Consider the following 12,218-nt stretch of genomic DNA (forward strand, 5'->3'; position numbering starts at 1 on the left):
ATTGCATGAGGCGCTATCGCAGGATGCACCGGGCTACAAGCTAGAGCACGGATACGTATTAGAGCAGACCAGGGGCTACATCGGTTCGCCCGGGCCCACCAAACCGGCAGAATGCATCCACCACACGAAGAGCGCCACCGCAATGTAGAGGACCGTGCACAGGCTCAAAGTAATGATGTGGCGGCGGCGAGTCATGCTCAAATACCCAATAAACTCACGGATAAAAGCATTCACCGCAAAATACACCTTCGTACGAGCCCCCGCGCCCCAGCATTTCAGGCCCAGCGAACGCGCCAGCAGCAACGCACGGAACAGGTGGTAGCTGGTTGTTGCCACAGCAACTTTCGGGGTTTTGCCCTCGGCAACCTCCGGCATCAGGGCGTAAGAGAAGAGCAGATTCTCGCGGGTGTTCACCGCGCGGTCCTCCACAATAATGTCCGCCTCGGGAATACCACGGGATATAGCGTAGCGAGTCATCGCCACACCCTCGGGCACCTCTTCATCCGCGCCCTGACCGCCAGACATAATCAGCTTCGAGCCGGGGTTCTTACGGTAAATTTCAATGCCTCGATCGATACGACCCGCCAGCAGCGGAGTCACCTGGTCACCAATGAGGCCCGAACCGAGCACCACCACATAGTCAGCCTGCTGACGGAAATTCACCAGGTTCAACACTGCCGACACAGTAAAGCCCACCGCGTAGATGGTGAAATAGGTCAGCACCAGCGAAAAATAGAAATAAATAGTGCCCCACACGCCGCCCAACGGAGTGTTCTCCGCCGGACCGGGAACAAAGAACGGACCCACAATAAGGGCAATACCGGCAGCTAATGCCAAAGAATTAGTGAGCGAAAAACCCTCACGAACAATAAGACGCACACCGCTATAAAGGAAAAGACCGGTCAAACCCAAAGGCGTAAAAATCGAAAGGATCGCCGGAACGATAACAATGAAGAACGCCAACACCAGCAAAATCTGGTTTTCTGCCACAATCGCCGTTACGCCCAGGCTCGTACCCAGCAACCCCACGGTCGCAATCAGCAACCAGCCGACAAACACACTACGGCGTTCCCACAGGTAGAGGCAGATAAAGAGCACCAGCGAAAGCGCCGTCAGCGCATACAGCACCACCAGCGGAATATATAGAGGAGAATCAGGAGGAGGGAGAAACTGCATAAATTGGGTCCCAAAAAATAGTGTGCACCCGCTAAAAATCGGGAGAATCGAAAAATTCTTCACACAATTTTATCCCCGCCACTGTGCATCTATCGCTGCAGACCCACCGCACACAAGCACACGCACAGAAAAGGGCAAAAAGAAACACGCGACACCTCCGACATCGCATACCTTCGTATGCGGCGAATGCATCGCGCGTTCATTTCTACCCTGGACTAGTTTAGCGCCATAAACGGTTTCCCGTGTGGATTGAAGAAGGTTTAATCTGCAACCACTCCGGCGCAAGCAAACGAACAGCCTTCGCACAACCCGACAAAGCAGTAATAATCGACTCGCAACGCTGATTAAACTCGCTCTGATGACGCTTATCCACAATCTGCCCCGGAAAATGGCGATGCATCTTCGACACAGAGTCGCTACTCTCCTGCAAACCGTGGCCCGTATGACCCGGAACATGCTTCACCAGCACACGCTTCTCGCGGATAGCCTCCGTCAAAGCACGCATCTGAGCCACCACGCGCTCATCCTGAATACCCTCAGAAACCCACGCCTCAAAAGCCCAACGGCTATGCGCCAAACGCAACACAAACGTCAACGCACCCAAAGAATCCGTATGAATAATCAGGCGGCGCGAACCGCTATGGAACACCGTATAAGCCGCCAACATCGCAGACAGCTCACCGGTCATAATATTCACGCCATCATAGTGGGCATGAAAATAGAAGCCGTCCTCACTCACGCCGGCGATACCCATACGGCCGCCACGCTGATACTTCTTATTGTGAGTCGAACGGAACGAACAATCCGTGAAAACGCTATAGTCCTGCAGCTGATCCAGCGGTCGAGGGGTCAGCGCCTCCTCCACCATCTCATCCACGACGGTACGTGCCGCGCACACCTCAGCCTGCATCCGCTCATACGCGGGCGTGCCAGCAAGCTTCACATGCACTTCACCCAAAGAATGGTTATCGTACGGGTCCAGCACCTTCTCAAAGGCGCGGTACTCCATGATCCCCTTCAACTGGTCGCAATCACGGAAAAGATGCTTCAGATTCTTACGGTCAGCAGCAATCGTCACCAGGTTCTGACGGTACTGCTCAGGAACCACATCCCACGCCGAAAGCACGGCACGACCCAGCAGGCAAGGATGCACCTCATCGCAGCACTCCATCAGGGAATGAACGTGAGTGAAAAGCATCGGCTCCTCATTCACCACCGTGCGGGTGCCGTCCTGCTTAGAAATAAAAACCACCGTCGACAAGGCCGAATAACAAAAACCCTGCGCCGTACGATGCTCCTGAGCCACCGCAATCACAGCAACGCCCTGATCCGTGTACCCGGCAGGGTACGAGGCGCTATAGTCGGGCGCCTCCCAGGTCAGGGTGCATCGTTTGATGTGCGCCGGTGAAAATCCCATGAGTGTCACCCCCCATGTGTGCCATACCGCGTCTCCTTCCATTCATACGGTATATCGTCCTCATTCTTTTATAGGTCGAAAAGAAAGGGGCACGCAAATATAAAACACCTTTTTTACAGTTAGCGAATGGAATAACCGCAACTCCTCTCACGCACCGGCACAACACAAAACCCAGCACAGAACACAGCGCGAGAAACCCCCGCGCATACCTCACCGAGGCGTGGGGAAAGGTGTACGGTAAAAGAGTCATATACGACGCGGCAACCGCCGCACCACCCGATAAGGAGAGCCCCATGATTGGTGTTTACGCCGGAGTATCCGTCAAGCCCGAGCACGTCGAAGAATTCCTCAAGACCATCGAACCGCTCGTGACCGCAAGCCGCCAGGACGAAGGCAACGTCAGCTACGACTTCGGTGCCGTCTCCGACACCGACTTCGCATTCATCGAGCGTTGGGAATCCCAGGAACTGCTCGAAAAGCACATGGGCACCGAACACTTCCAGAAGGCTGTCGCCGCATGGGAGCCGCTGCTCTCCTCCGAGCTGGACGTTCGCATCGTCAACTTCCGCTAAACGACGTTAAAGACCGAGGTGCCCGGCACCCCCTAAGTGAGGGGTGCCGGGCACCTTCGCATGTCAGTTATGGAGGCGAGCGCGGCAACTCGTAGCACGCCTCGCCTTCATTCTCGGTTTAGCAGCGCTCTCGGTTTAACGGCGTTCTACGCCAACCTCCATCGAATCAAGTGTGAAACCATTCGTCGCGCTCACGCAATGCACCTTACCGGTATTCACCGACTTGCAGGTGTAACCGTACGCAGTCACCACCTGACCGGTAGACAGGGCAACAATGCCCTCAGTATTCACCGGCTCCGGGGTGGCGGTCTGACCGACCAGGCTCACCTCGGGCGCCTGGCCCTGCACCATGTGCACGCGCTGCTGCGCCTTACCGGATGCGGCATCCCAGCCCTCCAGGGTCACGCCCACCAGCGCCTGGCAGTCCACACCTGACGGGGTCACCGAACACGCGACCTTAGAGTCCGGGCTGGTGAAACGCAGCGCCTCAACAGTCTTCGCAGAATCACCCTGACCGAACGTGCCGCCACCGTACGCTTCAGCGAAAGTCAGCGTACCCGACAGCATGCGGGTCTGTGCCGGAATCAGCGCCAGGCGCGGCTTATCGGCGCTACCGCTCTGAGTGAAGCAGGCACCCGTAATGTAGTCGCGGCCCTGCACCTTCGTAGCGCACTGGTACCACTCAACACTCGCCGCGCCGTCCTGGTTCTTGCGGCTGTTGAAGAGGCGCACCGCCTCCTGAGCCTTCGCGCAATCCGAACCGTCATACACGTAAATACCGGCGGAACCACCCAGCAGACTCGTCACGCCACAGCGAGTACCAGGATCGATAGTGCTCACGGAGCCGCTCGCCGTGGCGTATGCCGCCTCGTACTCGGCGTTGGTGCTCGGCTCATTCGTGGGGGTCGCCACCGAATCGTAGGTTACAGGGGAATCCAAGCCGGCAGCAATCTGCACGGTATTCGGTTTCCAGGAGCCATCCGCCGCGGTGAACAGGGTCTTAGCGTCCACGGGCGCGGAAGAAGTCGCCACCTTCATCGGGGCGGTTTCAGACTCATCAGCCTGCGGCTGGGCAGAGCAAGAGCTCAAAGCGAGCGCACCGATGCAGGCAAGAGCCGCCAGGGTACGGCAAGTAAAGGCACGCTGTGCGCGTGCGGGCAGGGTAACCATGAATACGTCCTCGTGAGGGTTGCGAATTGCGTTGTGTTTGAGTGGTTGTGCTGAGTCGGTGAATCGGGTACCTAAGTACCCTCCTACACCCTACTGCAATAGCCTTGACAAGGCAATACGCCGCACCGGACTCTCAAAAACGTTAAAAAGGTCGGCACCCCGCCCCGCAGAAAAACTGCAGAACAGAGCACCGACCCTTAGGGGCAAGAATATTAAATTCTCACACGATACGTGAGGGGTTTATGCGTCCTCAGGCAGGATGCGCACGCCACCCTTATCAGCCGAAGCAGCCAACATGCCGTACACCTTCAGGGCGTTCGATACGTGACGCTCACGCGGCTTGGTCGGACGCCACGGTGCGGCACCCTTCGCCTCGCGGCGAGCAGCCAGCTCCTCATCCGAAACGTTTACACGCAGGATGCGGTTGTTCACGTCGATCTCAATCTCGTCGCCGGTCTGCACCAGGCCGATTGCGCCGCCAGCAGCCGCCTCCGGGGAGACGTGACCAATCGAAATACCCGAGGTACCACCGGAGAAACGACCGTCAGTGATCAGTGCACACTTCTTGCCCAGGCCCAGACCCTTCAGGTAGGAGGTCGGGTACAGCATTTCCTGCATGCCGGGGCCGCCCTTCGGGCCCTCGTACTGGATGACGACAACGTCGCCTTCCTTCACGTTCTTCGACAGGATCTCGTACACAGCCTCGTCCTGAGACTCGACCACGAAGGCGCGACCCTTGAAGTGGAACAGCTCCTCATCAATACCAGCGGACTTGATGATTGCGCCGTCCTGAGCGATGTTGCCGTACAGGACCGCCAGGCCGCCGTCCTTGGTGTACGCGTGCTCCACGGCGCGGATGCAGCCGTTCTCAGCGTCAGTCTCGTGGGACTCGTACTTGTTCGCGGTGGAGAACGCGTGGGTGGTGCGCACGCCGCCGGGAGCTGCGAGGAACAGATCCTTCGCCTTCTCGCTCGCCTTGCCGCCGCGGATATCCCACTCGTCCAGCCACTCGTCCAGCGAATCAGCGTGAACAGAATGAACGTTCTTGTGTAGCAGGCCGGCACGGTTCAGCTCACCCAGCAGTGCGGGAATACCACCGGCACGGTGCACGTGCTCAATGTGGTACTTGGTGGAGTTCGGGGCAACCTTCGCCAGGCAGGGAACCTGACGCGAAATGCGGTCAATATCCTTCAGGGTGAAGTCAGCACCCGCCTCGTGCGCAATCGCCAGGGTGTGCAGCACGGTGTTAGTCGAACCTCCCATCGCCACATCCAGCGCCATAGCGTTCTCGAACGCCTCCTTGGTCGCAATGGAGCGGGGCAGAACCGACTCGTCATCCTGCTCGTAGTAGCGCTTAGCCAGCTCAACGATGCGGCGACCAGCATCCAGGAACAGCTCCTTACGAGCAACCTGAGTAGCCAGGGTGGTGCCGTTACCGGGCAGCGCCAGACCAATCGCCTCATTCAGGCAGTTCATGGAGTTCGCGGTGAACATACCCGCACACGAACCGCAGGTCGGGCATGCATTCTTCTCAACCTGAGCGAGCGCAGCGTCACTGACGCTATCGTCAACAGCCATCACCATGGCATCAATGAGGTCGAGGCGGTGCTCAACAATACCCTCAATACCCTCGCCGGACTCCATAGGGCCGCCAGAGACAAAGATGGTGGGGATGTTCAGGCGCATAGCCGCCAGAAGCATACCGGGGGTAATCTTGTCACAGTTAGAGATGCAGACCAGCGCGTCGGCACGGTGCGCGTTGACCATGTACTCGACCGAGTCAGCGATCAGATCGCGGGAAGGCAGCGAGTAGAGCATACCGTCGTGGCCCATCGCAATACCGTCATCAACAGCGATAGTGTTAAATTCCTTGGCGACGCCGCCAGCCTCACGAATCGCGCCGGCGACCAGCTCACCCATGTCCTTCAGATGCACGTGGCCGGGCACGAACTGGGTGAAGGAGTTCGCGATAGCAATAATGGGCTTGCCGAAGTCGTCATCGCCCATGCCGGTGGCACGCCACAGGGCGCGGGCACCAGCCATGTTACGGCCGTGAGTTGAAGTACGTGAACGCAGTTCTGGCATTGTTTTACCTTCCGTAGTGATGCAAGTACTGATTTTACGCGCGGCGTCCAACGCTCTTCAGCTCAGGGTCACTTTGGTTTCATGCATCGAAACGCGCACGAGCCTGCAACCGCCTATCGGTGGGAGGGTTGAGGCCACGGGGGTTGTGCCGGATCTGCGGCAGAATTGCCCCCTTTGGGGTAGATGGGGGACATCACCCCATTATGCCCCCTAATCTGGAATGAGCCCAGGTTGCGGGCGGCGATATTCAGTCGGCGAACGCACCGGGAGGCGGCGGGCTACTGTGCCTGCCGCGTACGGGCCTCGCTGCGCATACGTAGCAACATCCGTAGCACCGGCGCAGTTCGTTTCTAACGCACTGATTTATACACGCTTTTATACACGCTGAACCCTGCTTACGTTTCAGAAGGTTTCCATGACACAGGCACCCACCGCATCGCTCACCCTCACGCCGGCAACCAGCCCGGCAACCACCCCGGCAGGCGGCAAGGATTTCGCGTCCTCCGTCATCTACCAGGTGTACCCCAAGTCCTTCTACTCCTCGGCGGGTGGCGCCTACGGCGACCTGCGCGGCGTCATCGAGAAGGTGCCCTACATTGCTTCCCTGGGCGTGGACATGGTGTGGTTCAACCCGTTCTTCGCCTCCCCGCAGAACGACAACGGCTACGACATCTCCGACTACTACGCCATCAACCCCGACCTGGGCACCATGAAGGACGTCGAAGAGATGATTGCCGCCCTTGCCAAGCACGGTGTGGGCGTCATGTTCGACATGGTGCTCAATCATGTTTCGACCGAGCACGAGTGGTTCCAGCGTGCGCTCGCCGGTGAGCGCGAGTACTGGGATTACTTCTACATTCGCCCCGGCAAATACACCGAGGACGGTCAGCTGCGCGAACCGACCAACTGGGAGTCGAAGTTCGGCGGCTCCTGCTGGTCCCGCTTTGGCGAGTACACGGATGAGCACGGCACTCCCCTGTTCTATATGCACCTGTACGACCGCACCCAGGCGGACGTGAACTGGTACAACCCGACTGTGCGCGACGAACTGTTTAAGGTCGTGAATTTCTGGTACGAGAAGGGTGTGCGCGGTTTCCGTTTTGACGTCATTAACGTCATCGGCAAGGGTGAAGAGCTACTCGACGCCCCCGAAGGCACCGTGGACAAGGCACAATACACCGACACCCCGATTGTGCACACTCGCATTCAGCAGCTTAACCGCGCCTCCTTCGGTCAGTATGATGACACCGTGACCGTGGGCGAAATGTCCTCGACCAGCATCGAAAACTGCGTGGGCTACTCCAACCCGGCAAACCACGAGCTAGATATGGTGTTCAGCTTCCACCACCTGAAGGTGGACTATGAGAACGGCGAGAAGTGGTCGAAGGTGCCGTTCCGTTTTGCCGAGTTGAAGCAGATTCTGAACGATTGGGCGCTGGGTATGCAGGCCGGCGGCGGCTGGAATGCGCTGTTCTGGAATAACCACGATCAGCCGCGTGCGCTGAACCGTTTTGGTGACGTTGAGCGTTACCGTGCCGAGTCAGCGACCATGCTGGCGACTGTGATTCACCTGCTGCGCGGCACCCCGTACGTGTACCAGGGCGAGGAAATCGGCATGATTGACCCGGTCTACTCCTCGATTGAGCAGTACGTGGATGTGGAGGCGCACAACGCCTACGCGATGCTGCGTGAGCGCAGCCTGAGCGAGCAACAGGCCCTGGAGATTGTGGCGTCGAAGGCTCGCGATAATTCGCGTGTGCCGATGCAGTGGACCGCAGATTCGGCGACTGCTGGTTTTGGTTTCACGTCGCCGTGGCTGGCTCCCGCCCCGGTGCGTGATGCGGCGACCGGTGCCGGTATTTCGGTGGAGGATGAGGAACGCGACGGCGTGATTCTGCCGTACTACCGCAACCTGATTGCCCTGCGTAAGCAGTACCCGGTCATCTCTGCGGGTTCGTACGCGCCCTACGCGTTGGATCACGAGCGGGTGTTTGCGTACCTGCGTGAGCTGCCCGCTGAGACTAGTGCTGAGAACGGTAGCCCGGCACAGCGCATGCTGGTGCTGACGAACTTCTACGGTGAGCCGACCGAGATTGAGGTTCCGGCCGAGTTCGTTCGTTCCGGTCGCGTGCTGGTGTGTAATTACAAGAATTCTGCGGTCGATTCTGCTGCGGCGGATTCTGCTGTATCTGATTCGGCTGAGACGGTGACGCTGAGCCTGCGCCCCTACGAGGCTCTGGCGCTGCTGATTGAGGGCTAAAAGCTACTACATGCCCCTCCCCTAACCTGTGGGAGACGTGTGGGAGATGGGCAATATAAACCGACCTGGCAATATTCTATTTCTAGAATATTCCCAGGTCGGTTTTGTTTATAGACATTTCTGTAAAGGAATTTATATGGAATATCAGGCAGAATCTTAGAAGCCGTGCTCGTTCAGCCAGGTAGCCGCCGCCTGCGCGGGCTCCTGCTTAGAGGTACCCGAAACACGGTCATTCAAAGTGCGCAAATCGGCGGTAGTGAGCTTCGCCGAGACGCGGTTCAGAACCTCCGCCGCGGAGTCGGGAACTCGCGACGTATTGATAATGGGCAGCACTTGCTGAGCCAGAATCATGTTCTTCGGATCCTCCAGCACCACCAGCTGATTCTGCTCAATTGCGGGGGTGGTCGAGTAGAGGTCAACCACCTGCACGGTGTCATCCAGCAGGGCCTTGACGGTCAGCGCGCCGCCGCCATCCGAGAGGGGCACAAACTCGGCGGGGACGCATCCGTACTTCTCTTTCAGACCCGGGATACCGTAGGCGCGCTCGGCAAACTCCGGGGCGGCGCCAAGCTTCAGATTCGTACAGCGGGAGGCGAGGTCTTCAAGGCTTCGCAGACCGTACTTCTGGGCGGTCTGCGCGGTAACGACAAGCGAGTCCTTATCCTCCGCCTCGGAGGCGTTCAGGGCGCGGATTTCAGCCCCGGAGCCACCCGTGGTGAGGGTGCCGAGGGCGGCGGGTAGCGCCTGCAGAATCTCCTGCGCAGTGTTAGCTGTAGCCTTCGGGTCGAGGTAAAGCAGCAGGTTGCCGGAGTAGTCCGGGATAACGTCCACCGCACCGGAGGCAAGCGCCCCCAGATACGCCTCGCGGGCGCCGATGCTTAGCTGGGTGCGGGCGTTGAATCCCGCCCGGGCGAGGGCTCCAGCGTAGATTTCGGCAAGGATTTGGGATTCGGCGAAGGCGGCTGAGCCGACGATGATTCCTTCGTGTTCACCACTGAAGACTTTGTCGCCGCTGAGCCCGCAGGCGCTGAGAATACCCGCCATGCCGAGCGCTCCAGCGGCGGTGAGTGCAACGCGACGAGATACGGTACGGCGCATGGAGGTTTGATGCGTCTGATTCATCGGTTCATGCCTTCTTCCGGTTGATGGTGAGCCCCGCGGGGGTGAGCGCACGCTGCACGAGGCCCATGAGCGCGTCCACGGCGAAGGCGAGAAGCGCCACGAGCAGGGTTGCGACGAGCATACGCGGGTAATCGCGCACGGCGAGCCCATCAAAGAGGTACCTGCCGAGGGTTCCGCCGCTGAGGTAGGCGACGATGGTCGCGGTTGCGATGACCTGCACGAGTGCGGAGCGGAGCCCGCCGAGCATCATGTTGGCGGCGAGCGGGATTTCGAGGCCGGTCAGAATCTGCCATTCGGTCAGGCCTTGGGCGCGGGCTGCGTCCACGAGGTCTTCGGGTACGGCGGCGAGGCCTTCAAGAACTCCGGCGAGCAGAGGTGCCGCCGCAATAATAATGAGCACGATGAGGGCGGGCAGGGTTGAGACGCCCAGCCAGAGCGCCAGGATGGTGAGCAGACCGAGCGCGGGTAGCGCGCGGGTGGCGGCTACGGCGCTCATGAGCAGGTTGCTGCGGCGGCGGTTAGTGCCGTCGGAGGGTCGGTGGTGCCCAGCCCAGAGACCAAGAGGCACGACGATGAGTGCCGCGCAGGCGGTGGCGAGGGCGGTGACGCTCAGGTGTTCGAGCAGGCGCACGAGGATTCCGCCGTTTCCCTGCCAGTTGGCGCCGTCCATGAGGTAGGCGAGGGTTCGTTCTATGACGTTCACGGGTTATGCCTTCCTTTCGGGGCTGCGGCGGTTCGCAACCGTAGCCACCTGCCAGGGCGTAAGTGCCCTCGTCAGAAGGATAAGGAGCAGATCAAGAACCAGTGCCAGCAGCAGGCTGAGGATTACGCCAGCCAGGATCTCCGAAGGGATATTGCGTGCGAGGCCGTCGGTGAAGAGCGTGCCGAGCGAGGGCACACCGATGAGGGCGCCTACGGACACCATCGCAATATTGGCGACGGTTGCTACGCGGATTCCCGCCATAATGACGGGCGCCGCGAGGGGCAGGTAGAGTTCCATCAGCGCCTGTCGGGGCGTGTATCCGAGGGCCCGTGCAGATTCGTGCACACTATCGGGAACGGAGTCGAAGGCATCCACACCGGAGCGCACCATGAGCGAGAAGGAATAGATACTCAGGGCGACGAGCACGTTCAGCGGGGAAATAATGGAGGTTCCCAGGATGAGCGGCATCAGCACGAACAGTGCGATCGAGGGGATGGTGTACAGCAGTGAGGAGAGGTGCATGAGGGTTCGCGCACCGATGCGGCGTTCGGAACCGCGGTCACGGCGACGGCTCGCGTAGTAGGCGACCGGCATCGCGACGAGAACACCAATCGCGACGGGCACGACGCCCTGGTAGAGGTGGCTGAGGGTCAGCTCGAGGATGCGCTGGCTGTTGGTGGCGACCCACTCCCAATGCATGTCGCTTGCAGCGAGAGGTGGTGCCGCGAGCACACTATTTTCTAGAATACTCATTCGTTTTTCTCGCCTTCTGCCGCACTATTCTGCGCTTCTCGGGAGGCGGCAAGTCGGCGTGCGCGCGCTTGGCGTACCGTCTGCTCATCCAGCAGACCGGCAACGGAGCGGCTCACGAAGGAACGCACAAAATCATCGGCGGGGCTGTAGAGAATCTCTTCTGGAGTACCGAACTGTGCGAGGCGGCCACCCTCCGCGAAGACGGCGATTGTATCGCCGAGCAGAAGCGCCTCGTCAATGTCGTGGGTGACGAACACGATCGTCTTGGCGAGTTGCCCCTGTAGGCGCAGCAGCTCTTTCTGCAGGTCGGTACGCACCACCGGATCCACCGCGGAGAACGGCTCGTCCATCAGCAGGACGGGCGCATCAGCGGCGAGAGCACGCGCCACACCAACGCGCTGCACCTGACCGCCCGAAAGCTGGGAGGGGTAGCGCTTGGCGTACGAAGAATCCAGACCGACCACGTCGAGCAGTTCGAGGGCGCGCGCCTGCGCCTCCTTGCGGGAGGCACCGAGCAGGCGCGGCACGGTGGCAATATTCTGCGCGACGGTGCGGTGCGGCATGAGCCCACCCTGCTGCATCACGTAGCCAATGCCGCGGCGCAGCTCGTATGGGTTCTTCTCGTGCACGTTCACGCCGTCAATGGTGATGGTGCCGCTATTGGGCTCCACCATGCGGTTAATCATGCGTAGACTAGTGGTTTTACCGCAGCCGGAGGGTCCGACGAACACGGTAATCTGCCCGGCGGGAATATGCAGGTTCAGGTTCTGCAGCACTGTGGTGGGTTCACCGGTTCGGCTCGGGTAGCTTTTGGTGATGTTCTCGAAGCGGATTCCGCCCGCCTGCGCACTATCGACAGCAGCATTTTTTGCCCACGGAATTTGAGGTGAGTCCTCTAGGCGTTGGTGGGTTGAATTTTGGGCGGCTGAATTTTGGGCAGTCATGGGTGCGTTGGTGCTT

The 12,218-nt window shown here is 59.5% G+C and carries 10 protein-coding genes; 2 read left to right on the forward strand and 8 right to left on the reverse strand.

The window, feature by feature from the left end; translation table 11 throughout:
- Positions 1 to 75: 75 nt before the first annotated feature.
- Both O3649_RS05410 and O3649_RS05415 read right to left on the reverse strand, forming a co-directional pair.
- On the reverse strand, positions 76 to 1,176 hold the full coding sequence (locus O3649_RS05410) for a YdcF family protein (protein WP_371573148.1): 1,101 nt from the start codon (positions 1,174 to 1,176) through the stop codon (positions 76 to 78).
- 220 nt (positions 1,177 to 1,396) lie between these two features.
- On the reverse strand, positions 1,397 to 2,593 hold the full coding sequence (locus O3649_RS05415) for an RNase H family protein (protein WP_105361100.1): 1,197 nt from the start codon (positions 2,591 to 2,593) through the stop codon (positions 1,397 to 1,399).
- A gap of 293 nt (positions 2,594 to 2,886) precedes the next feature.
- Here O3649_RS05415 and O3649_RS05420 point away from each other — a divergent pair, with 293 nt between their 5' ends.
- The gene (locus O3649_RS05420; protein ID WP_044150828.1) at positions 2,887 to 3,165 is read left to right on the forward strand and encodes a putative quinol monooxygenase; all 279 of its coding nucleotides are present in this window, start codon (positions 2,887 to 2,889) and stop codon (positions 3,163 to 3,165) included.
- Between the two features lie 135 nt (positions 3,166 to 3,300).
- On the opposite strand, the gene O3649_RS05425 is transcribed toward O3649_RS05420, so the two are convergent.
- On the reverse strand, positions 3,301 to 4,335 hold the full coding sequence (locus tag O3649_RS05425; RefSeq protein WP_371573151.1) for a 2-oxoglutarate dehydrogenase: 1,035 nt from the start codon (positions 4,333 to 4,335) through the stop codon (positions 3,301 to 3,303).
- A gap of 240 nt (positions 4,336 to 4,575) precedes the next feature.
- On the reverse strand, positions 4,576 to 6,420 hold the full coding sequence (ilvD, locus tag O3649_RS05430) for a dihydroxy-acid dehydratase (RefSeq protein ID WP_049340243.1): 1,845 nt from the start codon (positions 6,418 to 6,420) through the stop codon (positions 4,576 to 4,578).
- 415 nt (positions 6,421 to 6,835) lie between these two features.
- On the opposite strand from ilvD, the gene O3649_RS05435 reads away from it, so the two are divergent.
- Positions 6,836 to 8,680, forward strand: a complete 1,845-nt coding sequence (locus O3649_RS05435) for an alpha,alpha-phosphotrehalase (RefSeq protein WP_371573153.1) — start codon at positions 6,836 to 6,838, stop codon at positions 8,678 to 8,680.
- Between the two features lie 156 nt (positions 8,681 to 8,836).
- Here O3649_RS05435 and O3649_RS05440 read toward each other — a convergent pair whose 3' ends face one another.
- The 4 genes from O3649_RS05440 to O3649_RS05455 are packed head-to-tail and all read right to left on the reverse strand — an operon-like array spanning position 8,837 to position 12,202.
- Positions 8,837 to 9,802, reverse strand: a complete 966-nt coding sequence (locus O3649_RS05440) for an ABC transporter substrate-binding protein (RefSeq protein WP_294616600.1) — start codon at positions 9,800 to 9,802, stop codon at positions 8,837 to 8,839.
- Between the two features lie 4 nt (positions 9,803 to 9,806).
- Positions 9,807 to 10,505, reverse strand: a complete 699-nt coding sequence (locus O3649_RS05445; RefSeq protein ID WP_371573155.1) for an ABC transporter permease — start codon at positions 10,503 to 10,505, stop codon at positions 9,807 to 9,809.
- A 3-nt stretch (positions 10,506 to 10,508) separates the two neighbouring features.
- Positions 10,509 to 11,258 (reverse strand): ABC transporter permease, encoded by a 750-nt coding sequence (locus tag O3649_RS05450; protein ID WP_371573158.1) that lies wholly within the window; start codon positions 11,256 to 11,258, stop codon positions 10,509 to 10,511.
- Positions 11,255 to 12,202, reverse strand: coding sequence for an ABC transporter ATP-binding protein (locus O3649_RS05455; protein WP_371573160.1), 948 nt, complete (start codon positions 12,200 to 12,202; stop codon positions 11,255 to 11,257). Before O3649_RS05455 ends, O3649_RS05450 begins: the two co-directional genes overlap by 4 nt.
- Positions 12,203 to 12,218: the final 16 nt, after the last annotated feature.

It is taken from the genome of Rothia sp. 27098_8_29 (genome assembly GCF_041432785.1).
Taxonomy (GTDB): domain Bacteria; phylum Actinomycetota; class Actinomycetes; order Actinomycetales; family Micrococcaceae; genus Rothia; species Rothia mucilaginosa.

Bases quoted from the DNA above. Each gene is read 5' to 3' on its own strand.
- O3649_RS05415 (WP_105361100.1), bottom strand. From the start codon at position 2,593: ATGGGATTTTCACCGGCGCACATCAAACGATGCACCCTGACCTGGGAG.
- ilvD (WP_049340243.1), bottom strand. From the start codon at position 6,420: ATGCCAGAACTGCGTTCACGTACTTCAACTCACGGCCGTAACATGGCT.
- O3649_RS05435 (WP_371573153.1), top strand. From the start codon at position 6,836: ATGACACAGGCACCCACCGCATCGCTCACCCTCACGCCGGCAACCAGC.
- O3649_RS05440 (WP_294616600.1), bottom strand. From the start codon at position 9,802: ATGAATCAGACGCATCAAACCTCCATGCGCCGTACCGTATCTCGTCGC.
- O3649_RS05410 (WP_371573148.1), bottom strand. From the start codon at position 1,176: ATGCAGTTTCTCCCTCCTCCTGATTCTCCTCTATATATTCCGCTGGTG.
- O3649_RS05455 (WP_371573160.1), bottom strand. From the start codon at position 12,202: ATGACTGCCCAAAATTCAGCCGCCCAAAATTCAACCCACCAACGCCTA.
- O3649_RS05425 (WP_371573151.1), bottom strand. From the start codon at position 4,335: ATGGTTACCCTGCCCGCACGCGCACAGCGTGCCTTTACTTGCCGTACC.
- O3649_RS05420 (WP_044150828.1), top strand. From the start codon at position 2,887: ATGATTGGTGTTTACGCCGGAGTATCCGTCAAGCCCGAGCACGTCGAA.
- O3649_RS05450 (WP_371573158.1), bottom strand. From the start codon at position 11,258: ATGAGTATTCTAGAAAATAGTGTGCTCGCGGCACCACCTCTCGCTGCA.